At 67.5% G+C, this 23361-nt stretch carries 22 protein-coding genes; 8 read left to right on the top strand and 14 right to left on the bottom strand.

Annotated elements, in window-relative coordinates; genetic code table 11:
• Positions 1-2 precede the first annotated feature (2 nt).
• Genes BAU07_RS14035 through BAU07_RS14025 form a run of 3 tightly spaced genes read left to right on the top strand, consistent with a single transcriptional unit; the run spans position 3 to position 2753 of the window.
• A complete protein-coding gene (locus BAU07_RS14035; protein ID WP_066658802.1) occupies positions 3-1010 on the top strand; it encodes a DctP family TRAP transporter solute-binding subunit in 1008 nt (335 codons plus the stop codon).
• Between the two features lie 19 nt (positions 1011-1029).
• Complete coding sequence (locus BAU07_RS14030; protein WP_066658799.1) at positions 1030-1980, top strand: NAD-dependent epimerase/dehydratase family protein; 951 nt, start codon at positions 1030-1032, stop codon at positions 1978-1980.
• 14 nt (positions 1981-1994) lie between these two features.
• Positions 1995-2753 (top strand): SDR family NAD(P)-dependent oxidoreductase, encoded by a 759-nt coding sequence (locus BAU07_RS14025; protein WP_066658796.1) that lies wholly within the window; start codon positions 1995-1997, stop codon positions 2751-2753.
• Here BAU07_RS14025 and BAU07_RS14020 read toward each other — a convergent pair.
• On the bottom strand, positions 2707-3657 hold the full coding sequence (locus tag BAU07_RS14020; RefSeq protein WP_066658791.1) for a LysR family transcriptional regulator: 951 nt from the start codon (positions 3655-3657) through the stop codon (positions 2707-2709). The genes BAU07_RS14025 and BAU07_RS14020 overlap by 47 nt on opposite strands.
• A gap of 209 nt (positions 3658-3866) precedes the next feature.
• Between BAU07_RS14020 and BAU07_RS14015 the strand changes: the two genes are divergently transcribed.
• The 3 genes from BAU07_RS14015 (at position 3867) to BAU07_RS14005 (ending at position 7883) form a co-directional block, all read left to right on the top strand.
• Positions 3867-4952, top strand: a complete 1086-nt coding sequence (locus tag BAU07_RS14015; protein WP_066658788.1) for a tartrate dehydrogenase — start codon at positions 3867-3869, stop codon at positions 4950-4952.
• Positions 4953-5038: 86 nt separating this feature from the next.
• Entirely contained in the window at positions 5039-6022 is a 984-nt protein-coding gene (locus tag BAU07_RS14010; RefSeq protein ID WP_066658786.1) for an NADP-dependent oxidoreductase, read from the top strand.
• 298 nt (positions 6023-6320) lie between these two features.
• A complete protein-coding gene (locus BAU07_RS14005) occupies positions 6321-7883 on the top strand; it encodes an argininosuccinate lyase (protein WP_232338128.1) in 1563 nt (520 codons plus the stop codon).
• Between the two features lie 47 nt (positions 7884-7930).
• Here BAU07_RS14005 and BAU07_RS14000 read toward each other — a convergent pair whose 3' ends face one another.
• From BAU07_RS14000 to hmpA, 13 genes are all read right to left on the bottom strand, one after another.
• Positions 7931-8710, bottom strand: coding sequence for an ABC transporter permease (locus tag BAU07_RS14000; RefSeq protein ID WP_066658784.1), 780 nt, complete (start codon positions 8708-8710; stop codon positions 7931-7933).
• A complete protein-coding gene (locus tag BAU07_RS13995; RefSeq protein WP_084026058.1) occupies positions 8694-9536 on the bottom strand; it encodes an ABC transporter ATP-binding protein in 843 nt (280 codons plus the stop codon). The genes BAU07_RS14000 and BAU07_RS13995 overlap by 17 nt, the downstream gene beginning before the upstream one ends.
• Complete coding sequence (locus BAU07_RS13990; protein WP_066658781.1) at positions 9533-10909, bottom strand: acyl-CoA thioester hydrolase/BAAT C-terminal domain-containing protein; 1377 nt, start codon at positions 10907-10909, stop codon at positions 9533-9535. Before BAU07_RS13990 ends, BAU07_RS13995 begins: the two co-directional genes overlap by 4 nt.
• Entirely contained in the window at positions 10906-11982 is a 1077-nt protein-coding gene (locus tag BAU07_RS13985) for an ABC transporter substrate-binding protein (protein ID WP_066658779.1), read from the bottom strand. Before BAU07_RS13985 ends, BAU07_RS13990 begins: the two co-directional genes overlap by 4 nt.
• A gap of 26 nt (positions 11983-12008) precedes the next feature.
• Positions 12009-13508, bottom strand: coding sequence for a class I adenylate-forming enzyme family protein (locus BAU07_RS13980; RefSeq protein ID WP_066658777.1), 1500 nt, complete (start codon positions 13506-13508; stop codon positions 12009-12011).
• Between the two features lie 24 nt (positions 13509-13532).
• Entirely contained in the window at positions 13533-13958 is a 426-nt protein-coding gene (locus tag BAU07_RS13975; RefSeq protein WP_066658775.1) for a PaaI family thioesterase, read from the bottom strand.
• Positions 13959-13993: 35 nt separating this feature from the next.
• Positions 13994-14998: a zinc-binding dehydrogenase gene (locus BAU07_RS13970; protein WP_198168930.1), complete on the bottom strand. Its 1005-nt coding sequence runs from the start codon at positions 14996-14998 to the stop codon at positions 13994-13996.
• Between the two features lie 40 nt (positions 14999-15038).
• Positions 15039-16028 (bottom strand): ABC transporter substrate-binding protein, encoded by a 990-nt coding sequence (locus tag BAU07_RS13965; RefSeq protein ID WP_066658766.1) that lies wholly within the window; start codon positions 16026-16028, stop codon positions 15039-15041.
• A 21-nt stretch (positions 16029-16049) separates the two neighbouring features.
• On the bottom strand, positions 16050-16817 hold the full coding sequence (locus tag BAU07_RS13960) for an ABC transporter permease (protein ID WP_066658763.1): 768 nt from the start codon (positions 16815-16817) through the stop codon (positions 16050-16052).
• On the bottom strand, positions 16814-17665 hold the full coding sequence (locus tag BAU07_RS13955; RefSeq protein WP_084025746.1) for an ABC transporter ATP-binding protein: 852 nt from the start codon (positions 17663-17665) through the stop codon (positions 16814-16816). The genes BAU07_RS13960 and BAU07_RS13955 overlap by 4 nt, the downstream gene beginning before the upstream one ends.
• Positions 17662-18402, bottom strand: a complete 741-nt coding sequence (locus BAU07_RS13950; RefSeq protein WP_066658755.1) for a GntR family transcriptional regulator — start codon at positions 18400-18402, stop codon at positions 17662-17664. Before BAU07_RS13950 ends, BAU07_RS13955 begins: the two co-directional genes overlap by 4 nt.
• 336 nt (positions 18403-18738) lie before the next feature.
• The gene (locus BAU07_RS13945; RefSeq protein ID WP_157122237.1) at positions 18739-19839 is read right to left on the bottom strand and encodes a DUF1615 domain-containing protein; all 1101 of its coding nucleotides are present in this window, start codon (positions 19837-19839) and stop codon (positions 18739-18741) included.
• 76 nt (positions 19840-19915) lie between these two features.
• Positions 19916-21097, bottom strand: coding sequence for an NO-inducible flavohemoprotein (gene hmpA, locus BAU07_RS13940; RefSeq protein WP_066658751.1), 1182 nt, complete (start codon positions 21095-21097; stop codon positions 19916-19918).
• Between the two features lie 192 nt (positions 21098-21289).
• Here hmpA and norR point away from each other — a divergent pair, with 192 nt between their 5' ends.
• Complete coding sequence (norR, locus tag BAU07_RS13935; protein ID WP_066658750.1) at positions 21290-22885, top strand: nitric oxide reductase transcriptional regulator NorR; 1596 nt, start codon at positions 21290-21292, stop codon at positions 22883-22885.
• Positions 22886-22963: 78 nt separating this feature from the next.
• Positions 22964-23338 (top strand): winged helix-turn-helix domain-containing protein, encoded by a 375-nt coding sequence (locus BAU07_RS13930; RefSeq protein ID WP_084025744.1) that lies wholly within the window; start codon positions 22964-22966, stop codon positions 23336-23338.
• Positions 23339-23361 lie beyond the last annotated feature (23 nt).

Raw genomic sequence — 23361 nt, 5'->3', positions numbered from 1 at the left:
TAATGCGAGCAGTCCCGAATTTCCGCGTTCTGAAAGCCGCTGCCGGCTGCCTGACGCTCGGCGTGGCGGTGTTGGCCGCATTGCCCGCGCAGGCACAGCGGCCCGACCTGACGATACGCATCGGCCAGAATATTGCCGTGGGTACACCCCAGGACCTGGGCGTCAAGCGCTTTGCCCAACTCGTCCAGGAGCGTTCGGGGGGAAAGATCGCCGTCAAGGATTACCCTGCCGGACAAGCCGGCAACGAGCAGCAAATGATCGAGGGCCTGCAGATCGGCACGCTCGACATGGCCGTGATCGCGGGCTCGACCTATGGCAACGTCCTGCCGCAGGCGAATGTCTTCGCCATGCTGTATGCCTTCCGCGATCCCGATCATATGCGTCGCGCGCTGGAGGGTCCGGTGGGACAGGAAATCGCGGACGCCCTGTTGAAGAAAACCAGTATTCACGCGCTGAGCATGTCCTGGTACTACGGCACCCGGCAACTGACGGCCAACAAGCCGGTTCGCACGCCGCAGGACCTCGTCGGTGTGAAGATGCGAGTCGTGCCGGTCCCGATTTTCGACGCCTATTGGCGCGCTATCGGCGCCACCCCGACGCCGGTCGACTTCAAGGACTTGTTCACCGCCCTGGAAACGCACGTGGTCGACGCGCAGGAGAACCCCCTGGCAACGGCCAAGGGTGCCGGTGTCCCCCTGGTCAACAAGTACCTGTCGCTGACCAACCATCTAGTGGCCAACAGCGTGGTCGGGATGAGCGACGATCTCTATCGCCGCCTCAAGCCCGAGCAACTGCAGCTCATCAAACAGGCTGTCGTCGATGCGGGCCGCTATCACGATAGTCTCGTGGCGGAAAGCGAGAAGCAGCTGGTCGAGGAGTTCAAGGCCCAGGGCGTCACGGTCATCGAGCCCGATATTGCGGCGTTCAAGGCCAAGGTGGCGGATGTGCCCAAGCGCTTTGACGGCGGCAGGCTGGCGGATCTGTACAGCAAGATCCAGGCCGTTCAGTGACTCATCGATTAGAGCAGCAATGACATCTTCGCCAGATTCCCGCCCCGCCGTACTCGTCACCGGCATTACAGGCATGCTGGGGCACGCCATCGCCGACCGGCTGGCGCGCGAGGGCCATAAGGTAGTGGGCATGGACCGGGTCGTGCCCCCGGGCCTGTCGTATCCGGTGGTCGCGCACGACCTGCCCGATCCCCATCGCTGGCACGAAGTCATCGTGCGGTATGGCGTGACCCGGGTGGTTCATGCAGGGGCGGTTTCCGGCCCCATGCTATTGCGCGATGCGCCGGCTCGTATCGTCGACATCAATCTGGCGGGAACGACCTCCCTGCTCGAGGCGGCGCGCATCCACGGCATCGAGCGTATTGTCTGGTTCTCGTCCATCATGGCGTATGGGCCCAGGGCGGACGGCGGGGCGGTCAGCGAGGACGCGCCCTTGCAGCCGGTCACCGTTTATGGCGGAACCAAAGCCGCAGGGGAGGCCATGCTACGCGCCTATCATGCCGAACATGGCGTGGATGCCGTCGCCTTGCGGGTCGCGTCGTGTTATGGGCCTGGACGCACCACGGCTTGCCTGATGCGAACCTTGGTCGAGGATGGCCTGGACGGCCGCGTCACCCGTGTGCGCGCCGAGGCCGGCACCACCCGGCAGCATGTTTACATCGACGACGTGGTGGACGCCATCCATGCCGCCTTGTTCGCGTCCTCGCTGCCGCAACGGGCGTACAACATCGGCCCGGGCGTAGCGCAGAGCCTGGGGGAGATCGTCGCGGCCGTACGGACCGCCGTGCCGCGCGTAAAGGCCGAGGTCGTGGAGGAAGGCATGGGCTGGAATACGTTCCCGCTCGGCCCCTTGCTCGTCGACGCCGCGCGTCGCGATCTCGGCTTCGTCCCGAAGACGTCCCTGGAAGAGGGGGCCGCCAAAGTACGCGCGTGGGTAGAGGCTCACCGCAACGGTTCCATCCCAGCCTGAGAATTCCCCGTCTTATGTCATCCCAACCCTCGTTTCTCAAGAATTTCGATTTCTCCGGCAAGCGCGTATGCGTTACGGGCGCCGCGAGCGGCATCGGGCGGGCAGCCGCCTTGTTGTTCGCGGACCTGGGCGCCACCGTGCACGTCGCCGACCGCGATGCGGCGGGGTTGTCGGCCGTCGTGGCGGAGCGTCCGCGGGACCTGCATGCCGTTCAATATGACCAGGCCGACATCGCTTCGGTCGAGGCATTGGCTGCGACCGTGGGCAACGTGGATGTCCTGGTCAATAACGCGGGCGTGTTGATCTACGAGCCACTGGCCGAGCTGACCTGGCACGATCTGCATCGCCTGGTGTCGATCAACCTGGAAGGCGCGATCGCGTTGACCAGGCTGGTGGGCACGCGAATGATCGCGACAGGCAGCGGGGTGGTGCTGCACACCGGCTCCCAGCTTACGTTCAACGGAGCGGAGTTCCGCGCGGTCTATGCCGCGACCAAGGCGGGTATCTCGCAGTTCGTGAAGACGGCCGCGCTCGAGTGGGGCCGCCATGGCGTACGCGTCAATTGCGTGGCGCCGGGTCGTACCCTGACACCCATGAACAGCAGGCTGCTTTCCGACCCCGCAGCGCACGCGGAGGCGGTCGGCCGGATTCCGCTGGGGCGGCTTGGCGTGCCGGAAGACCAGGCCGCGGCGTTTGTGTTCCTGGCCAGCGACGCGGCCAGCTATATCACGGGACAGACACTGGTGGTTGATGGAGGCTGGATTCTTCCCTGAGCGTGGCGGTGCACCGCAGGCGTTCTTCCAGCAGCTCCACGCAGGCGCGTACCTTCGCGGTGTGGCTCAGGCGGGAAGGATAGACGGCCCAGACATGGGCTTCCTGGTGGTAGTCCGGCAGCACCCTCGCCAGGGTGCCGGTCTGCAGGCTGGCGCGGACATCCCATTCAGAGCGCAGCACAATCCCGTGGCCGTCGATGGCCCAGCGATGGGCTGTTTCGCCGTTGTTCACCGATAGCGGCCCGCTGACCTTGACGGTTTCGGTGCCATTCGGGCCGGTCAGCCGCCACAGTCCGAATGCCTGGTCGCGTTCCCGTATGGGGATGCAGTGGTGTTGCGCCAGATCGGCGGGACGCTCCGGCGCCGGATGTTGCGCCAGGTAGGCCGGTGCCGCGCAAAGGATACGGTGATTGGAGGCGATACGCCGGGCGATGAGGGTGGGTTCGTGAACCACGCCCACGCGAATGTCCAGGTCGAAGCCTTCTTCCAGCATATCGACGGGACGGTCCAGAAAGTGCAGCTGGACCTGTAATGAAGGGTAGCGCGTAGCCAGTTCGGATACCGCCGGCGCGACGTGATTGCGGCCGAATCCCGTGCTCGTGCAAATGCTCAGAATCCCGCGCGGGGTGGTCCGGGAAGTGGAGACCGCTTCAGTCATCTCCTCCACGTCTTCCAGGATGCGCTGGGTCCATTGGAAGACGGTTTCGCCATGGTCCGTCACATTGATGCGCCGGGTCGTCCGGTGCAGCAGTTTGGCATTGAGCGCATTTTCGAGAATGGCGATGCGCTTGCTGACATAGGCCGGGGATACGCCCAGTTCCGTGGCGGACGCGACGAAGCTGCGTTTGCGTACGACCAGGCAGAACAGGCGAAGGTCCTCCAGAAGAGGAAAAGGTGTGTTCATGATCCCATTCAATCCCAAGGCCGCTCCAGCACCAGTCGTCGCTTGCATGCCGCGCCTGGCGATGCCCGGCGGTGCGCCTGCTATTCACGATTAGTGTTTTGTTTATTCACGCTTCGCCCGATTATCTTCGGTGATGCGGACTTTATGCTCACGTCCCTCAAGGCCATCTGCGCATGGACCGGCATGCGCGCTCACGAGGAGATTACAACATGAAGACACACAGGATAGCGGCCATAGCCGGCGACGGTATCGGCAAGGAAGTCATGCCGGTGGGAAAGCAGGTGGTCGACGCCGCTGCGAGGCGCATGGGCATCGCCATCGAATGGATGGACATCGACTGGGCCAGTTGCGACTACTACGCCGAACACGGCGACATGATGCCGGCCGACTGGTTCGACCAGCTCAAGGACTGCGATGCCCTGTATTTCGGCGCCGTCGGCTGGCCCGATACCGTGCCGGACCACATTTCGCTATGGGGCTCGTTGCTCAAGTTCCGCCGGCACTTCGACGAATATGTGAATCTGCGCCCGGTGCGCCTGATGCCGGGCGTGCCGTGCCCGCTGGCCAACCGCGCGCCCGGGGACATCGATTTCTATGTCGTCCGCGAAAACACGGAAGGCGAGTATTCGTCCATCGGCGGGCGGATGTTCGAAGGCACCGACCAGGAATTCGTGGTGCAGGAGTCCATTTTTACCCGGCGCGGCGTGGACCGCATCCTGCAGTACGCATTCGAACTGGCGCAAAGCCGGCCCAAAAAGCACCTTACGTCGGCCACCAAGTCCAATGGCATTTCCATCAGCATGCCATATTGGGACGAGCGCTTCGCCGCCATGGGGGCGCGGTATCCGGAGGTGCGCCAGGACAAGTACCATGTGGACATCCTGGCGGCGCGCTTCGTGCTCAGCCCGGAGCGCTTCGATGTGGTCGTGGCGAGCAACCTTTTTGGCGACATCCTGTCGGACCTTGGCCCGGCTTGCGCGGGCACCATCGGCATCGCGCCGTCGGCCAATCTCAATCCCGAGCGCAAGTTTCCTTCGCTGTTCGAGCCCGTGCACGGCTCGGCACCGGACATCTATGGCAAGAATATCGCCAACCCGATCGGCATGATCTGGTCCGGCGCGATGATGCTGGACTTCCTGGGCAATGGCCAGGGCCGGTATCGCGAGGCGCACGACGCCATTCTGCGCGCCATCGAGCAAAGCCTGGCCGACGGCGTGCGCACGCCTGACCTCGGCGGCAAGGCCTCCACCACCGAAGCGGGCAAGGCCATCCTGGACGCATTGGGCGGGATGTAAGCGCCAAGGCTCCAGCCATCGGGCAGCGGCGACGGCATGGGCTTTGCGTCGCCCTGCGCTTTCGCCGTGCTGAAAGGGAGCCCCGCATGAGCCAGATGCAAGCCTATCGCATACACCGCTTCGGCGGCCCGCACGTATTGCAGCAGGAATGGGTCGGCATTCCCACGCCTGGTGCGGGCCAGGCCCTGATACGGGTCGAGGCCGCCAGCCTCAATCCGGTCGATTACAAGACCCGCGAAGGCAAGTATCCGCTGGTCCGGCTGAACCAGCTGCCCTATACGCTGGGCCGCGATTGCGCCGGCATACTCGAAGAGACGATCGGCGCCCGGGGCCATGGCATTGCGACGGGCCAGGCCGTCTACGCCTTCGTGGGACAAGGGCAGGGCGCCTATGCGCGTTACGTTGCAGTGCCGGCGGAGGCCATTGCCCGCAAACCCGCGTCGCTGGATTTCACCACGGCCGCCGCGGTGCCGCTGGCCGGCCTGACCGCGTGGCAAGGCATATTCGAGCATGGAGGCCTGCAGGCCGGGCAACGCCTGCTCATCCATGGGGCTTCCGGGGGTGTAGGCCACCTGGCCCTGCAATTCGCCAAGGCCGCGGGTGCGGAAGTCTTCGCGACCGCCTCGGGCGATGCCGCCGAGTTCCTGTACGGCCTCGGCGCGGACCGGGTCATCGACTACAGGAACGAGGATTTCGAGAAAGAGGCCCGCGATGTCGATGTGGTCTTCGACCTGATCGGCGGGCACACGCAGGAGCGTTCCTGGAACGTCGTCAAGGAAGGCGGCGCGCTTATCTCCACGCTGAACGAGCCGTCCCAGGAACGGGCCCGCGAACGCGGGGTCCGCGCCGGACGCTATACCGCGCGGCCGGACGGCCGGCAGTTGGCGGAGATCGCCGACCTGATCGACAACGGCAAGGTGCGCGTGAGGGTGGCCCGGGTCTTCGCTTTCGCCGATATGGAATTCGCGCAGCAGCAACTGCAGTCCGGCCATAATCGCGGCAAGCTGGTGGTGACGCTGTCTCCGCCGCCCGACGAAACGGTGGACGATCCGACCGGCGAGGAAGACTGACCCGGGCCGGCCGGCCGCACGGTGTCGAGCCGCCGGCCGCCGCCGACGCCGCAGTCGTATCCCGCCGCCGCAGTCGTATCCCGCCGCCGCAGTCGTATCCCGCCGCCGCAGTCGTATCCCGCCGCCGCAGTCGTATCCCGCCGCCGCAGTCGTATCCCGCCGCCGCGACGTCCCGGCCGCCGTTTCCGCCACGGATACCGGATGCCCGGGACGGGACCGCCATCCGACGTATGATCGCGTACGGGCCCGGTCCGGCGCCATCGCCGCCGTCGATGGGCCATGCATACGAGGAGAGAACATGACCCACACCGACCCCCGCCCATGCGTGGCAGGTCGTGGCGCGCCGCGCGCCGCGGCGGCCGCCGGCCTGATGACCATGATCCTGTTCAGCGCGTGCGCGCACGCCGCCGGCAACGACACCGTCCGGGCGGCCTCGCGCCACGACGACTTCTATTGGCTGGGTGAATTCAACAAGGCCGCCACCGTGATGACGGTGGAGCAGGGCATCATGCCGCGCGACATCGGCCAGAAAACGGCGCGCGCCGTGGCGCAGGTGATCGCCGACGGCGACAAGCCGGGCGGCAAGCGGCCCGGCGATTACCTGCAGGTGGAGCCGCTGATCACCCGTATCGCCGGGCCGGACGCGACACGCATGCATTCCGGACGCAGCCGCCAGGACATCCTGGCCACCACGCGCCGCGTGATGTTGCGCGACCGGCTGCTCGACCTGTACGAGGCGCTGAACCAGGCGCACGACAGCGTCAATGCGCTGGCGCAGAAATACGCCGACGCCATCGTGCCGGCCTACACCAACGGCGTGCAGGCGCAGCCCACCACTTATGGCCATTACCTGTTGGGCTTTTCCGCCGTACTCGACCGTGACGCGGCCCGCCTGCGCGAAGCCTATGCGCGGGTCAACCTCAGCCCCATGGGATCGGCGGCCCTGGGCACGTCCAGCTTTCCGGTGAACCGCAAGCGCCTGGCCGAGCTGCTCGGCTTCGACGGCGTGGTGGAGAACTCCTACGATGCCAACCAGTTCGCGCAGATCGACATCGGCGCGGAGGCCGCGAGCCTGGCCAGCACGATGGCCCTGAGCGTGGGAGCCTTCGTGCAGGACGTGCATACCCAGTACCACCAGACCAAACCCTGGCTGATGCTGCAGGAAGGCAAGCTGACGGGGACCAGCAGCATCATGCCCCAGAAACGCAATCCGTACGCGCTGAACGTGGTGCGGCTGCAGGCCAGCGAAACGGTGGGCGCGGCGATGACGGCGCTGGTGGTGGCGCACAACGTCACGCCTGGCATGCCGGACTACAAGCGCGAACAGGCCCAGGACGCGGTGGATGCCGCCATCGACATGTACCTGAAGCTGGACGACATGCTGGGCGGCCTGGTCCTGAACCGCGAGCGTGCGCTGGCGGAAGTGGATGCGGACTACTCGACGACCACGGAGCTCGCGGATGTGCTGCAGCGCGACGCCAACGTGCCGTTTCGCATCGGCCATCATTTCGCGTCGAACCTGGTGACCTATGGCCGGCAGAACAACCTGAAGCCTGCGGAGCTGCCCTATGCCGAGGCGCAGCGCATCTACACGGCCGCCGCCAAGTCCTTCGGCATCGACAACGCCAAGCTGCCCCTGGACGAGGCGCGCTTTCGCCAGGTGCTGACCGCGCAGAACATGGTGGCGTCCAGCCAGGGCCTGGGTGGCCCGCAACCGGCCGAAGTGACGCGCATGCTGGGCGAAGCCAGCCAGCGCCTGGCCGCCGACAAGGCCTGGGTGCAGACCGCGCGGGATCGCCTGACGGCCGCGCAGGACAAGCTGGACCAGGCCTTCGATGTGCTGGTCAGGGCCAAGCCGTAGCAGGCCGGTGCGATGGAGCCGCCCGCGTGCGGGGCGGCGTACCGCCTTCAGGACGAGCGGTCGCCCCGCGATTCCCAGAACACGACGTGCCGGTGCAGGGCGCGCATCAGCATGGAGCCGATCAGGCCGATCGCCGCCAGCAGCAGCACGCCGGCGAACATGGTCGACAGGCTCATGCTGACGGACGCGGAGGCGATCAGGTAGCCCAGGCCCTGCTGGGCCGACAGGAACTCGCCCACCACTGCACCGATCAGCGCCATCGATACGCCGATCTGCAGGCCTGAAAAAATATCGCTGGCGGCCGCGGGCAGCTTGACGTGCAGCAGCAGGTAGCGGCGGCTGGCCGAGAACGCCCGGCACGCGTCCAGCAGTTCCGTGTCGGTGCGCTTGATGCCGTTGACGGTATTGACGAACAAGGGGAAGAAGCACACCAGGGCCACGAGCACGACCTTGGACGTCATCCCGAAGCCGAACCACACCAGGATGATGGGGCCCAGGGCGACCTTGGGCATGGCCTGCAGGCCGATCAGCAGCGGATAGAAAAAGCGTTCGAAGGTACGCGATTCCGCCAGCAGCGCGCCCATCAGCACGGCGAGCACACAACCGATGACATAGCCGCCCAGCGTTTCGGCGAGCGTGGCGCCGATGTGCGGCCACAGCGATCCGCTGGCGAAGCCCTCGTACAGGGCGGCGAATACCGCGCCGGGCGGAGGCAGCAGATAGTCGGGAATGGCGAAGAGGCGGATGGCCCAGTGCCATATCGCCACCAGGACGGCCAGGCTGATCAGCGGATACAGCAGGGAAGTCGGATCAAGGCGTTTCAGCATGGGTGAAATGGCGTCGCAGGTGCTGGCAGGCCGCGTTGAACGCGGCATCGCCCAGGGTGTCGAGGGTGCGGGGACGCGGCAACTCGGGCCGGTAGTCTTCCACGATGCGGCCGGGGCGGCTGGACATGACCAGGATGCGGTCCGCCAGGAACACTGCCTCCGGAATGCTGTGCGTGATGAACAGCACGGACTTGCGCTGCGTGCTCCAGATGCGCTGCAGTTCCAGCGTCAGCGCCTCGCGCGTCAGCGCGTCCAGGGCGGCGAAGGGTTCGTCCATCAGCAGCAGGTCCGGGTCCGGCAAAAGCATGCGCGCGATGCCCACGCGTTGCTGCATGCCGCCGGACAGCTCGCCGGGATAGTTGCGGGCGAAGCCGCCCAGCGACACCAGCTCCAGCAGGGCCTGGGCGCGCTCGCGCGCCGGCCCGGCAGGCAGCCCCAGTGTCGCGGCCGGCAGCAGCACATTGTCCAGGACCGTCTTCCAGGGCAGCAGGTTCGGCTTCTGGAACACCACGCCAGTGCGCCGGCTGGGACCGCGTATCGGCTCGTCGCCCAGGCGGATGTCGCCCTCGGTCGCATCCAGCAGCCCGGCGGCCAGCTTGAGCAGGGTGGATTTGCCGCAGCCGGAAGGCCCGAGTACCGCGACGAACTCCCCAGCCGCGATGTCCAGGTCGATGCCGGTCAGGGCCTGGATGCGCCCGCGCCGCGTCGGATAGGTCAGGCCCACGCCTTTCAGCGCCAGCGCGGGCCGTGCCGGGTTGGCGGGCCCGGCTTGCGCCAGCCCAGGGGCCGCGGGCGCGCTGGCGGAGGGATCGGCCGCTCCCCTCATGCCGGCGCCCCGCCAGGTGCTCCATGCGCGCCCGGCACCCCCGGGGCACCTTGCGACGCTTGGGCGCCATGCGCCGCATAGGCGTCGGCCAGGAAGGCCTGTACGGCTTCCCAGGACTCCGCGTTGGCCTGCGCGTTGGCGGCCGGCGTGCCCCCGCCGGTCAGAACCACGCCAGCCACGGGATGCGGCTTGGCGATCAACGTCGTCGGTACGTTGGGCAGTCCGATGGCATGGCCGGCGCCTTCGCCGCGCACGTGCCGCACCGGCCAGCGGTGGCCATGCGCGGCCAGGTCGGCGGCGATCTGCTCGCTGAACTGCGTCGAGGGCCAGAAGCCGTCGTCCGTGCCGGAGACCAGCATGACAGGCCCTGCGATGCGCTCGATCGGGATGCGGGCCGCGCGTACGGCGGCAGGATTGCGCAAGGGGCTGAGGAAGGCGGCGGCCTGGCGCACCGGCGCGTCGCCCTCGGGGCGTTGGTGGAACGCCGTCCAGTCCGCCTGCGGATTGTCCTGCCAGACATTGGGCAGGGGTTCGCCCTGCCAGGTCCAGACCGGCGCGTCGGGCGCCTCGCCGGGCTGCCCGGCGCGCAGCGTGCCATGGACGACGGCGCTCGGCACGTAGGCGATGGCGGCGTTGACCAGGTCGGGGAAGCGGGACGCCAGCAGCAGGGTCAGCTCGCCGCCGCGCGACTGTCCGGTCACGGCGACGAAGCCGCGTGCGGGGGCCAGGACGCGGCGCGTCCACGCCAGCGCCCGTTCGAAATACTCCAGCGGCGTGCGCGAGATGTAGGCGGGCAGTCCCGGCGCCTTGAAGTAACCCAGTGCGAAGGCGGTATAGCCGTGCGCCGCGTAGAGCGCGGCGCGTTGGCGTGGGATGCCGCCGCCCGATCCGTTCAGCACGATGATGGCGGGATGCGGCCCCGCGCCGGCCGGCCGGAAGACGGTGCCGACCAGGCCATCGTCGCGGATCTCCTGGCGCGTGACCCCGTCCACCACATAGCGTTGCAGCATCGTGGCCCGGGCCTGCGCATGTCCGTCCGGGCTTTCGGCCCGCACCTCGATCGACAAGGCATCGACTTCATCGGTGCGGTCGGCGTCGGTGGGCGCCTGGACGCGCCGCATCGACCACACCAGCGCCATCGGATCCGGCACGTCCCAGTCGCCCGATTCGGGCGCATCACGCCCCAGGTCCACCGAGCCGTCGGTCGCCGCGCGGAACACGGCTTCGCTGCGCCACAGGCTGCCGTCGGGATGCCGCAGTTCAGCCTGCACGCGGACGGGGCCGGCGGGAAAACCGCCCAGGACGACGCGCCGCGCGACATCGAGGGCGGCATCGCGCGGTTCGATGCGCAGGGTGGGCGTGGATGCGTTCATTTCGCCGCCTTTGCCTGCGCGCGTACCGCGTCGGCATCGAAATCGTTGATCTGCTTGATGAACTGGTTCGAGAAGATCTGGTCCACCGGCACGTTCGCCGACGGGTATTCGCCGGCCTTGGCCATGGCGTCGATGCCGCCCTGGATGGCCTTGAGGTCGTAGTAGCCCGGGACGCGCGCCTGCCCGGATGGCGTGTACAGCACCCGTTGCAGGCGGCGGCTCAGCAGCGTGGCCGCATCGGCCAGGGCCTTGTCGGCATCGCCGCCGCTGGGGCGTGCCTGCGGATTGGCGCGCCACCAGGCCTGCACGCAATAGACCGGATTGGCGCTGCACGCGATCTGCGCCTTGGCGTAGGCCCGCGCGAAGCGCACCATCAGGTCGGGATGGTCGCGAAAGGTATCGACGTGCGCAATGAACCCGTTGCCCGCCGTCTCGGCGAAGACCGGCGGATAAGCGATGCGGCGTATAGGCGTACCGGACATCTCCAGCATGTCGTTCCAGCTGCTGTTGAAGTTCAGTGCCGCGACGCGTCCGCTCTTCAGCGCCTGGAAGCCGGAGGCCAGTGCGCCGACGGCGACGAATTCGACGTCCTTGCCGGGCGTCAGCCCGGCGGTGCGCAAGGCCGCACGGCCGCCGGGGATGGTGCCCCAGGTCAGCGCGCCCACGCCGATCTGGCGGTCCTTGAAATCCGCCAGGGTCTTGACCGGCGAATCGGCCAGCACCGCGAACTCCATGGTGTTGCCGGGCACGCCGTTGTAGAAGTAGCGCAGCGGCAGGACATCCTTGGCGTTGAAGTAGCTGGAGATCACCGGTTCCGACGTGGGATAGCCGAAGGTCACGCGCTTGCCGGCAACCTGGGGCAGCAGGGCGCCGGCGCCCTGGAACACGATGGTCTTGACGGACAGGTTCTCCTGCTTGAAGTAACCCAGCTCGTCGGCCGCCGCGTACGGCGCGCCATCGTGCACGGCCGGCGGAATGGCCAGCGCGACGGTGACTTCGTCCAGGGCAAGGGCGGGAGCGGCCGCCATGGCGGCCAGCAGGCCGGCCACGACGCGGGGGAGGGAATAGCGCATGGACAATCCTTGCAAAGTGAGGGTGTTCAAGCCTGTCCCAGGCGGGATGCGGCGTCGCGCAGCAACTGGTTGCGGTCGATCTTGTTGGTGGAAGCCAGCGGCAGGGCATCGACGAACCATACCTGGCGCGGATGCTGGTAGGCCGGCGCGTGCGCCAGGGCGTAGCGCTTGATCTCTTCCGCGTCGGCGGCATGGCCCGGCCGCAACACGATATAGGCCACCGGTTTCTGGCCCTTGATCTCGTCGTCCACCGGGACCACGCAGGCCTGTTGCACGGCCGGATGCTGTTCCAGCATCTTTTCCACTTCGCCGGGATAGATGTTTTCGCCGCCGCTGACGAACATGTCGTCGCGCCGGCCGACGAAGAAGTAGAAGCCGTCGGCATCGCGGCGGAACACGTCGCCGGTGGCGTAATGGCCGTCGGCCGTGAAGGGATCCGCCAGGTCGGGACGCTGGTGGTAGCCCAGCATCAGGCCCGGGCTCTTGAGCTCCAGGATGCCCTGGTCCGGCCCGTCGGCCGGACCGGGCGCCAGGCGCACCGACACGGCGGGATGCGGGTAGCCCACGGACATGGGCGGCGTCGGCAGGCCTTGCGGATGCGGACCGAAGACCACCGGCCCGCCCTCCGTCGTGCCATAGGCGTTGATGACACGCGCGTTGGGCAGCATGGCATGGATCTGCGTCAGCAGGCTGGCGCTGACCGGCGCCGACCCCATGCGTATGACCTTCACCGATGACAGGTCGGCGCCGGCCAGCAGCTCGCGTTCGCGCAGCATCATGGCGATCATGGGCGGCACCGCGGTCAGCCAGGTGCAGCGATAGTGCCCGATACAGCGGATATAGGCCGACGCCGTGAACTGCGGCAGCAAGACGGTGGTGGCATGGCTGCCCACCGAGAGGAAGGCCAGCGCCAGGGCGTTCATGTGATAAAGCGGCGCGGCGATCAGCGCACGCTCATCGTCCAGCGGCGTGGCGCGCCGCCGCATTTGTACTGTCCACAACTGGCCGGCATGCGACAGGCGCACGCCCTTGGGACGCCCGGTGGACCCAGACGTATACAGCATCAAGGCCACGTCGTCCGGCGACGGCGCGTAGGAATCCTGGCGGCCGGGACGCAGGAATTCCAGGAAGGACGGGCCGTGCAGCGCGATGGCCTCCAGCCCCGCCGGCAGGCTGGCCTGCCGCGGCGGGTCGTACAGGACCAGGCGGGCGCCGCTGTCCTGCAGCACGTAGGCGATGGTGGCGGCCGGGAACTTGAAATTGACCGGCACCGCCACCAGGCCGGCCCGCATGATCCCGAGTACCGCGCCGATATAGCGGACGGAGTTGGCCGCCAGCAGGGCGATGCGGTCGCCGGGCGCATAGCCCCGCTGCCGCAGCGCCTGCGCGACGCCTTCGGCCATCGCATCCAGCTCGGCATAGGTGCAGGGGGATTCCTGCAGGTCGGCATCCACCCCGACCAGCGCCACGCGGCCGGGGTCGGCGGCCGGGTCTATAAGGTCGCCAAGGTTGTGCGGAATGTGCATCTCGGAATCCGGCGTCGATACGGATCAGGCTTGCGGCGCCGCGGTCGAGTAGACGCCGCGGCCGCTGGCCACCAGCTTGCCGTCCTTGTCGAACACCTGCGCTTCGGCCACCGACACCTGCGAGCCGAACTTGATGACCTTGCCCTTGGCCACCAGGTCGCCCGGCAGGGCGGCGCGGTGGTAGTCCACGCGCAGGTCGATGGTCGGTACGCCGCGCCCCGTGCTCGACACCAGGGCCCAGTCGGCGGTCAGGTCCACCAGCGCGGCCAGGATGCCGCCGTGCGTGTATCGCTTGTCCGGGTTGACGACCCATTCCTCGCGCCAGCGCGCGCGCAGTTCGATCTCGCCCTCGGCCACGGACAGGACCTCGATGCCGAGCCACTGGTGGTAGGGGCCGCGCAGCAGGCGCGCCTGGATGTCTTCCTTGGAGGGGAGTGCTTTGTCGGTCATGGCGTTCTCTATGGATGTGCGGTTCGGCTGGAGCTTCAGGGATTGACGATGACCTTGCCCAGGACCTCGCGGTCGCGGATCAGGGCCAGGCCGGCGGCCGCCTGTTCGAGCGGCACCTTGCGGTCGATCAGCGGCGCGATGCTGCCCTCGGCCACCATTTCGAGCAGGGCCTTCAGGTCTTCGTCGTAGAAGCTGTTGGAGCCCTTGATGTTCAGCTCGAAGCTCCAGACGTAGCGCAGGTCTTCCTTGGGATCGTGTCCGGCGGTCGCGCCGCACACCAGCAGCGTGCCGCCGCGCTTGAGGCACTTGAGCGACGGCACCCAGGTATCGCCGCCCGTGAAGTTGATGACCATGTCGACGCCGCCTTCGTAGCTGCGGCGCTGCGGCTTGCCATACTGGTTGATGGCCCACTTGGAAAAATCGGTGTCGCGGTAGTTGATGACGTGGTCCGCGCCCAGATCCTTCAGGCGCTGCGCCTTGGCGTCGCTGCCGGCGCAGGCTATGACCTCGGCGCCCAGCCGCTTGGCCAGGATCACGCTGGCCGTGCCCACGCCGCCGCTGGCGCCCAGCACCAGCACGCGGTCGCCGGCCTTGACGGTCTTGTGCGTGATCAGCATGCGGTGCGCGGTGCCGTAGGCCACGGGCAGGGCGGCGGCGTCGTCGAAGCCCACCTTGTCGGGCAGGGCGATCAACTGCCCCACCGAGACCAGGCAGTATTCCGCCATGCCGCCATCGAGCATTTCGCCCATCAGGCCCTTGGCGCGGTTCAAGGGGTTGACCAGCACGCGGTCGCCCACCTTCCAGTCCTGCACGTCGCTGCCGACCTCGGTGATCTCGCCGGCCATGTCCAGGCCGATCACCACGGGCAGCGGCACCTTGATGCCGGGCATGCCCTGGACGGTGAACACGTCGTGATAGTTGAACGAGGACGCGCGCACGCGGATGACGACATGCCCTGGCGTCGCGGCGGGCAGCGGCTTGTCGGTCGTGACGCGCAGGCTGTCGATGTCGCCGTGCTGGTCGAGTATCAGGGCTTTCATGGTTTTGCTCATGGGTGGATGCCTCCTTGCGATCGCTGGATTACTTTATGGATTTCGATTGCTGGAACGGCGCCGGGACGAACAGGTCGTCCTTCAGGGCGCCCTTGATAAGCCCGCTGTCCAGGAAAACCTGGTGTTCGCGCTTGAGTGTTTCGATGTCCGCCGGTTCGAACGAAATCCGGTACATGTCTTTCCACAGGCCGGCATAGACCCGCGCATCGTTTTCGGGCAGGTTGGCGGACTTCTGCAGGATGCTGACCACTTTGTCGTGGTTGGCAGGCGTCTCGGCCCACACCAGGGCGTTGCGCAGGCCGGCGATCACGCGCGCCACCACTTCGGGATGGGCCTGCACGAACTCGCTGCGCACCGCGCCGATGCCGATATAGGGCACGGAGTCGGTCTTGGTCAGGCGGCGCCATTCGTCCGCGAAGGTGCCCAGCCGCGTCACTTTCAGTTCGTCGAGCTGCGCCACGGTCACCGAACGCAGGGCGGCGGCGTCCACCTGCTTCTGCACCAGGAACTGCGCCAGGCGCGATTCGTTGCCGCCCACCAGCGAGAAGTCGCCCGGCTTGATGCCGTAGTTGCCCGCCAGCACGGCGCCGGCGATCACGGCCACCGAGCTGCCCGCCGGCGACATGCCGACCTTCCTGCCGCGCAACTGTTCCAGCGAGCGGATCGGAGAGCCCTCAGGCACGACGAACTGCACGTCCGCGGGCTGGGTGGCCGCGAAGATCTTGATCGGCACGCCTTCGGCCGCGCTACTGAACACGCCGGCGGCCGGCGCTCCGTAGGCCAGGTCGATGGAATTCGACGCCAGCGCGCGCAAGGGCGCATTCACGTCGGGAAAGCGGAAGAACTCCACGTCCAGGTTCTGCTGCTTGAGGAACTCGGTCGCTTCCAGGACGGCGCCGTAGCCCAGGCTGACGCCGCTGCTCCAGTAGCCGATGCGCACCTTGTCCGCCGCATGCGCGGTCCCGGCGGCGGCGGCGCCCGCGAACAGCGCCGCGAACAGGAATTTCGTCCATTGCATGATCAGTTCTCCATTCAGGATTCAGGCGGGTTTCCAGCGGAACAGGCGGCGCTCCAGCGGCTTGAGCAGCCCGCTTTCGAAGACCAGCATCAGTACGACGAGCAGCAGGGTCCAGGCGAAGACCTGGTCGGTCTGCACCAGGTCGGCCGCCTGGCGCAGGCGGTAGCCTATGCCATCGGACGAGCCCAGCGTCTCGGCGACCAGGGATACGCGCCAGCCGAAACCGAAGGCCAGGCGGGCGCCGGAAAAGAAGTAGGGCAGGATGGTGGGCAGGTAGATCTTGCGCAGGATCTGCGTGCGCGACATGCGGAAGCTGCGCGCCAGGTCGACGTGCAGTTTGTCGACGTTCTGCGATCCCTGCCACACATTGGTCAGGATCAGCGGCATGGCCGTCATGAAGACGACGAAGATCGTGGTGGCGTTCGAAATGCCGAACCAGATAATCGCGAACACCGCCCAGATGGCCGAGGACACGGTGTTCATCACCGCGAGCAGCGGTTCGAAGAAGCGCGCCAGCGTGCGGCTGGAGCCCAGCGCCAGGCCCAGCGGCGTGCCGATCAGGGTGGCCAGTACAAAGCCCGTGACGATGCGCGACAAGGTGGTCAGGACATCATGCGAGAAGGTATCGGTCTGCATCAGCGCCACCAGCGCATGCAATACCTTGTCGGGCCCCGGCAGCACGAAGGCCGGCACACGGGCGGCGGCCAGCGTCCACAGCAACACGAACACCACGGCCAGCGCGGCGCGCTGCGCGAACAGCAGTCCAAGTCCACGTAAGGCGTGCTTCATTCCTGCACCTTCATGCGCAGCAGGCGCGTCTGTTCGGCCACGTCGCGGTCGGTGGGCCGGCGCGGCCGCACCAGCGGCACGTCGACGATCTCGCGGATCCGTCCCGGCCGCGGCGCCATGAGCACGATGCGGTCGGCCAGGACGACGGCCTCTTCCACATCGTGGGTGACGAACAGTACCGTCATGTTTTTCATCGCGTGGATGCGCAACAGTTCCTCGTGCATCTGCGTACGGGTCTGCGGATCCAGCTTGGAGAACGGCTCGTCCATCAGCAGGATGCGCGGTTCGACGACGAGGCTGCGCGCGAGCGCCACGCGGCTGCGCATGCCACCCGACAATTGATGGGGCCAGGAGCGTGTGAAGCCCGACAGGCCGACCATGTCCAGGGCGGCGTCGGCGCGCTCCCGGCGCTCGCGCGTCGGGACGCGCTGGGCTTCCAGCCCGAACGCGACGTTGTCGCGCACGCTGCGCCACGGCAGCAGCCGGTCTTCCTGGAACATGTACGCCAGCTGGCTCCATTGCGTGGTGCGGGCGGCCGATTCGCCGCCGATGACGAGCTCGCCCATGTCATGGGTATCGAGCCCTGCGACGATGTTCAGCAGCGTGCTCTTGCCGCAGCCGGAAGGGCCGAGCAAGGCCACGATCTCGCCGCGCCCGACCGAAAAAGAGATGTCGCGCAAGGCCTCCAGCGCGCCGAAGCGCTTGAACACATGGCGGACCTCCAGCGCGGGTGCGCCTGCGGTGGCCGCCTGCGCGGCGAGCCCGGAGTCGCCTGCGTCGACGGCAGGGTCCGCCTGGGTGGCCTGCGCGGCCGCCGTGGGCCAGGGCCGTGTCGCGGTCTGCGTCATCGCGTGCTCCCGGCCAGGCCGACGGGAATGGCCGTCCCGGTCTGCGCCAGGCTGGCGTAGAGTTTTTCCAGGGTCATCACCTGGAAGGTCTCGATATGCCGGCGCGCGATGGTTTCGGCACGCTTGCCGTCTCCCTCGGCCAGCGCATCGATCATCGCGTTGTGATCGTGCTTGATCTCGGGCTTGGTTCCCTGCACGCCGAAGCCCAGCGCGACCAGGCGCGACATTTCGTCCATCAGCACACCCAGCGTCCGGTACAGCCGTTCGTTGCCGCAAGCCGCCGCGATCGCCAGATGAAAGGCCTTGTTGGCATCCATGAAAACGTCGATCTGGTCGCTGAGCTGCAGCACCGGATGGCGTACGCGGCACGCCGCTTCCAACTGGCGCAGGAGCTCGATGTCGACCCGTCCCGCGGCCAGGCGCGCCGCCAGGGGCTCCAGTTGCAGCCGCAGGGTGAACACTTCCTCCACATCGCGCAGCGTGATGGGCGAAATCTGGTATCCCTTGCGCGGCCGCGACCGCACGAAGCCTTCGTGGGCCAGCCGCACCAGCGCGATACGGCAGCTGGTCTTGCGGATGCCGTAGGCGGACATGAGCTCCGGTTCGGTGACGAAAGCGCCCGGCGCCAGCCTGCATGACAACACGTCGCGGCGGATGCGCGTGTATGCGTCGTCGCCCGAGCTGAGTCGGGGCGCCTGGGAGCCGGATGATGAGATGTGGGCGGTGGAGTCGAGCATATTGATAAGGTCTCATTCGTCTTGTGAGCAGCTCACAGGACGAATGAAACGTGTCTACACGACATTCTATGGACGAGCTCGGCCCAGGCTAACGAAGAAAAAGCGCTTTGTATATGCACGGGAACAAGGGTTAGCCCGGATGCCGTCCCACCGCCGCATGGGCGACGGCCTCGTGGCGGGACCCGTGGCGGCCCCGTGGCGGCCGGGTGGCGGGCTGGGTCGGCCGGGGCGGGCAAGGGACATGCGCCGGGACGGCGCGCGGACGGGCGTCGCCCTGTGGGCGCCGGGCACCGCGCCCACGCGATGTCCCCCCGCCCGGCGCGACGCCGCCGCAGGTCAGTCAGCCCGGGCCATGCACTGCTTCCAGCGGGTGTTCACGCGTTCGGCGAACCAGGCGGTTGTCAGCTTGCGGGTGATCTTCGGGCTTTTGAGGGTGATGCGGGGCAGCACGGCACGCGGCAGGGGGCGCTCCGACATCCCGTCGGCGATGGCGAAGACACGCCGGTAGAGCATGGTGTCTTCGAAGTCCAGGCGTGCGCCGCGCGCCAGGTCGCGGCGTATCGCCTGCTCGCTCATGTCGAGCCGCGAGCGCAAGGCGCGCACGGCCCGTTCGGTCTCTCCCGGTTCGTCCGAGCCTTCGCGCAGTACGTCGCCATCCAGCGCCAGTTCGATGCCGGTTGCCCGTGTGACGGCGTTCTGGAACGCGGCGTTGCGGCTGGCATACCAGCCCGCGTTGAAGTCGGCGAAGCGATACACCATGGCGTCATAGTCCGCCGGATAGCCAAGCAGATGCAGGGTGCCGAAGTACAGTCCGCCCCGGCGGGTGAAGACCTCCTGCCGGATACCCTGCGGCGCCGGATAGGGATAGTCCTGCGCGTGCGCCTCGGCAAAATCTATGCTGACCTGCATCGGACCGGCCGTGTGCACCGGGTTCAACCCGCCGAACAGGCGACGGCCCATCGGCACCATGCCGATGAAGTCTTCGAACATGGCGCTGAGGTCCCGTTCCGTGCGCACGCTGGCGAGCCGCTGGCCATAAGTCTTGCCGTTGGGCGACTGGATTCCCAATGCGGCATCCACCAGTACGGCCGGGATGTGCATGGACTGCGCGCGGCGGGCGATTTCGCGGCGCGCCACCGTTGGCAGCCCGGGCACGGCCGGATCGGCCTGGAAACTCGATTCCTGTTGGGTCACCGCGACGATGGCGCACAGGTTGTCCGGCGTCGCGGCGATGGCTTGCGACGTCACCGCGACCTGGATATCCCGCGCCCAGCCGGATGCGTCACTGACGTTCGGCGGCAGCAGCCGCGCGATATCCGCGCGCACCTGCGCCGGGCTGCGCGGGGCTGGCTCGGGCGGCCGGGTTGCGCAGCCGGCCAGCAACAGCAGCGCGGCCATGCCGGCGACGGCGAGGCGGCGGGGCGGGATCTGCGGCATGGAGATTCCTGGAACCATGAAAATGCCATGGTACCGGCCCCGGCCGGGATGCGGCCCCGCACTCGCAGCGGGCCGGTTACAACGCGTCCGCGGGACCAAAGAACTCGTAGCGGCTCTGGGCCTGCGGTACGCCCAGGGTCGCGAGCGCCTTCTTGATGTGCGACATGAAGGCCTTGGGGCCCACGAAGTAGGCGTCCAGGTCGGTGGAGTCCGGCAGCCATTGCCGCAACTGGTCCAGCGTGGCCCGCCCGATCGCGTCCGGCGTGCGCGCCGCGCCTTGCGGGTCTTCGTAGCAGACGAAGTGGCGCAAGCGGGGATGCCGCGCGGCCAGTGCGTCGACATAGTCGCCGAAAGCGTGGACGGCGCCGCTGCGCGCGTAATGGATGAAGTGGATGGGGCGGTCGCCGTCGCGCAACGCGTCCTCCAGCAGGGCCAGGGTCGGCGTGATCCCGACGCCCGCGCTGATCAGCGCGAGCGGCCGCGGGCTCTCGTGCAGCACGAATTCGCCGCTCGGCGGAAAGACATCCACGGTATCGCCCGGCTGGACGCGGTCATGCAGGAAGTTGGACGCAACGCCACCGGGCTCGCGCTTGACGCTGATGCGGTACTGGCCGTCCGTGCCGAACCGGGACAGCGAATAGTTGCGGCGCACTTCCTTGCCATCGACAATCAGGCGCAAGCCCAGGTATTGGCCTGCCTTGTAGGGGAGCACCGCGCCACCGTCGGCGGGGCGCAGGTAAAAAGACGTGATCTCCTGGCTTTCCTGGACCTTGTCCGCGACCACGAAGGGCCGCGCGCCACGCCAGCCGCCCGGCGCCTGCGCGGCCGCGTCGTAGACAGCTTTTTCCGCCTGGATCAACAGATCGGCCAGTTGCTGGTACGCCGCGGCCCAGGCCGCGATGACTTCATCCGTGGCGATTTCGGCGCCCAGCACTTCGCGGATCGCGCGCAGCAGGCAGGCGCCGACGATGGGATAGTGTTCCGGCAGTACCTGCAGGGAGACGTGCTTGTTCACGATCTGAGCGGCCAGCGGCTGCAGGGCCTGCAGACGGTCGATATTGCGCGCGTAGGTCAGCACGCCGTTGGCCAGGGCGCGCGGCTGTTGGCCGCTGGCTTGGTGCGCCTGGTTGAAGAGCGGGCGGACTTCCGGATATTCGCTCAGCATGATGTTGTAGAAGTGCGTCGTCAGCGCGACGCCGCCGCTTTCCAGCAGGGGGACGGTGGCGCGGATGATGGCGAGCTGGTTCGAATCGAGCATGGCGTGGAGACTCCTGGAAAGGGCGGCCGCCGCGCAAGCCTGCGGGCGCGCCGTCCATCGATATGCCGTTGTCGGCCTTCTTTCCAATGCAACATCCATGCCAATCCGACGCCGCGGGCGCGCGCCCGCGTTTGCGAGGAGAAATAGTCATAAAATCACGTTATTATGACCTGGTTTCAAGGAATCTGAGTCGTGAAGACCCATAATCCGCTGCTCGCCGCGGTCATTCCGCTCGTTTCGGACCTGGCGCGCGAGGTGCCGCCGCGCGAACGCTATGAACGCCTGTTGACCTCCCTGCGCAGCCTGTTGCCCTGCGACGCCGTGGGGCTGCTGCGGCTGGAGAACGACGCCCTGATACCGCTGGCGCTTCAAGGGCTGGCCCCCGACGCGATGGGCCGGCGTTTCCGCGTGGACCAGCACCCCCGTTTCCAGGCGCTGCTCAACGCGGACGGCGCCATGCGCTTCGCCCCGGACAGCCCGCTGCCTGACCCCTATGACGGACTGGTGCAGGATGCCGCCGGGGACTTGCACGTCCACGACTGCATGGGTTGCGTGATCGCCGTGGGCCAGCGCAGATGGGGCCTGCTGACGCTGGACGCCTTGCAGGCCTCGCGCTTTTCCGACGACGACCTCGCCGTGCTGGAGATCTTCGCCGGGCTGGCCGCGGCCACGGTGACGGTGGCGGCACGCATCGAACAACTGGCGGTGACAGTGGAAGACGAGCGCCGTCGTGCCGAAAGCTATCGCCTGGCCACCGCCGAGCCGGCGCGCCGGCTCACCGGCCAGAGCGCTGCCTATCGCCGCCTGATGAAGGATATCGAGATGGTGGCCGACAGCCAATTGACCGTGCTCATTACGGGGGAGACCGGGGTGGGCAAGGAACTCGTGGCCCAGGCGCTGCACGCCGGCTCCGCGCGCGCCGGCAAACCGATGGTCAGCCTGAACTGCGCCGCCTTGCCGGACAACCTTATCGAAAGCGAGCTGTTCGGGCATGTGCGCGGCGCGTTTTCCGGCGCGGTGCAGGACAGGCGCGGCAAGTTCGAGCTGGCGGATGGCGGCACCCTGTTCCTGGACGAGGTCGGCGAACTGCCCTTGAGCGCGCAGGCCAAGTTGCTGCGGGTGCTGCAAAGCGGCCAGTTGCAACGGGTGGGATCGGACCGGGAGCATCATGTGGACGTCCGGTTGATCGCCGCGACCAACCGCGACCTGGCCGAGGAAGTGCGCGCCCGCCGCATGCGGGCGGACTTCTATCATCGGCTCAGTGTCTACCCTTTGCGCGTGCCGCCCTTGCGCGAGCGGGGCCGCGACATCGTCATGCTGGCGGGCTCTTTCCTGGAGGCGAACCGCGCGCGCCTGGGGCTCGGTGCGGTGCGCCTGGCGCCTGATATCCCGGCCGCCTTGCAGCAGTACAGTTGGCCCGGCAATGTGCGCGAGCTGGAACACGTCATCAGCCGCGGCGTATTGAAGGCCCTCGGGCGGCATGCGGAACGCCCGCGCATTCTGACCGTCTCCCGCGACGATCTGGATATAGGCCCGCCCGGAGTCAGTGGGGTGAGCGGCGCGCCGGCGGCGGCACCACAGCAGGCCGTCGCCCCCGGGCTACCCCTGCAACAGGCACTGGAAAACTATGAGCGGACCGCCATCGAAAGCTGTGTCGCCCGCCACGGCGGCAACTGGAGCGCGGCCGGCCGCGAGCTGGGCGTGGACCGTGCCAACCTGCGCCGCCGCGCGGCGCGCCTGGGCATAGCGGTGCAGGGCAGGCCGGGGCGCCCGCGCCGTGCCGCGTGAGCAACGAACTGTATCGATGGTTCCGGTTGCACGCCGCGGCGGTAGACTTGTGCGTTCCATTCGCAACGGCGTGCAGAAATGGAAACCACAACGCCAGACCGCCGTCGCGCGCCACCGGCGCCTCCGGTCGAAATCTACCGCTTCGCGGGATGGACCCTGGATGCGGCCGCGCGCACGCTGCGCAACCAGGCCGGTGAGGCCATCACGCTGACCGGCGGCGAGTTCGATATGCTGATGGTCTTCCTGATGCATCCGCAACGCGTCCTCAACCGCGAGCAATTGCTGGACTGGACCCGCGGCCGCGCGGCCGGACCCTTCGACCGCACCGTCGACGTGCAGCTCAGCCGTCTGCGCCGCAAACTTCGCGACGAACCCAAGTCGCCTTCCATCATCAGAACGGTGCGCGGCGGGGGCTATCTGTTCGTGCCACCCGTGGCGCGCGGACCATCCTGAACGGCGACTGGACACGGTGCTTC

This window comes from Bordetella flabilis, from assembly GCF_001676725.1.
GTDB lineage: Bacteria > Pseudomonadota > Gammaproteobacteria > Burkholderiales > Burkholderiaceae_B > Bordetella_C > Bordetella_C flabilis.
This window is presented reverse-complemented; position numbering and strand designations above follow the sequence as displayed.

Coding starts and splice junctions, on each gene's coding strand:
- BAU07_RS14035 (WP_066658802.1), top strand. CDS start 3: ATGCGAGCAGTCCCGAATTTCCGCGTTCTGAAAGCCGCTGCCGGCTGC.
- BAU07_RS14030 (WP_066658799.1), top strand. CDS start 1,030: ATGACATCTTCGCCAGATTCCCGCCCCGCCGTACTCGTCACCGGCATT.
- BAU07_RS14025 (WP_066658796.1), top strand. CDS start 1,995: ATGTCATCCCAACCCTCGTTTCTCAAGAATTTCGATTTCTCCGGCAAG.
- BAU07_RS14020 (WP_066658791.1), bottom strand. CDS start 3,657: ATGAACACACCTTTTCCTCTTCTGGAGGACCTTCGCCTGTTCTGCCTG.
- BAU07_RS14015 (WP_066658788.1), top strand. CDS start 3,867: ATGAAGACACACAGGATAGCGGCCATAGCCGGCGACGGTATCGGCAAG.
- BAU07_RS14010 (WP_066658786.1), top strand. CDS start 5,039: ATGAGCCAGATGCAAGCCTATCGCATACACCGCTTCGGCGGCCCGCAC.
- BAU07_RS14005 (WP_232338128.1), top strand. CDS start 6,321: ATGACCCACACCGACCCCCGCCCATGCGTGGCAGGTCGTGGCGCGCCG.
- BAU07_RS14000 (WP_066658784.1), bottom strand. CDS start 8,710: ATGCTGAAACGCCTTGATCCGACTTCCCTGCTGTATCCGCTGATCAGC.
- BAU07_RS13995 (WP_084026058.1), bottom strand. CDS start 9,536: ATGAGGGGAGCGGCCGATCCCTCCGCCAGCGCGCCCGCGGCCCCTGGG.
- BAU07_RS13990 (WP_066658781.1), bottom strand. CDS start 10,909: ATGAACGCATCCACGCCCACCCTGCGCATCGAACCGCGCGATGCCGCC.
- BAU07_RS13985 (WP_066658779.1), bottom strand. CDS start 11,982: ATGCGCTATTCCCTCCCCCGCGTCGTGGCCGGCCTGCTGGCCGCCATG.
- BAU07_RS13980 (WP_066658777.1), bottom strand. CDS start 13,508: ATGCACATTCCGCACAACCTTGGCGACCTTATAGACCCGGCCGCCGAC.
- BAU07_RS13975 (WP_066658775.1), bottom strand. CDS start 13,958: ATGACCGACAAAGCACTCCCCTCCAAGGAAGACATCCAGGCGCGCCTG.
- BAU07_RS13970 (WP_198168930.1), bottom strand. CDS start 14,998: ATGAAAGCCCTGATACTCGACCAGCACGGCGACATCGACAGCCTGCGC.
- BAU07_RS13965 (WP_066658766.1), bottom strand. CDS start 16,028: ATGCAATGGACGAAATTCCTGTTCGCGGCGCTGTTCGCGGGCGCCGCC.
- BAU07_RS13960 (WP_066658763.1), bottom strand. CDS start 16,817: ATGAAGCACGCCTTACGTGGACTTGGACTGCTGTTCGCGCAGCGCGCC.
- BAU07_RS13955 (WP_084025746.1), bottom strand. CDS start 17,665: ATGACGCAGACCGCGACACGGCCCTGGCCCACGGCGGCCGCGCAGGCC.
- BAU07_RS13950 (WP_066658755.1), bottom strand. CDS start 18,402: ATGCTCGACTCCACCGCCCACATCTCATCATCCGGCTCCCAGGCGCCC.
- BAU07_RS13945 (WP_157122237.1), bottom strand. CDS start 19,839: ATGCCGCAGATCCCGCCCCGCCGCCTCGCCGTCGCCGGCATGGCCGCG.
- hmpA (WP_066658751.1), bottom strand. CDS start 21,097: ATGCTCGATTCGAACCAGCTCGCCATCATCCGCGCCACCGTCCCCCTG.
- BAU07_RS13930 (WP_084025744.1), top strand. CDS start 22,964: ATGGAAACCACAACGCCAGACCGCCGTCGCGCGCCACCGGCGCCTCCG.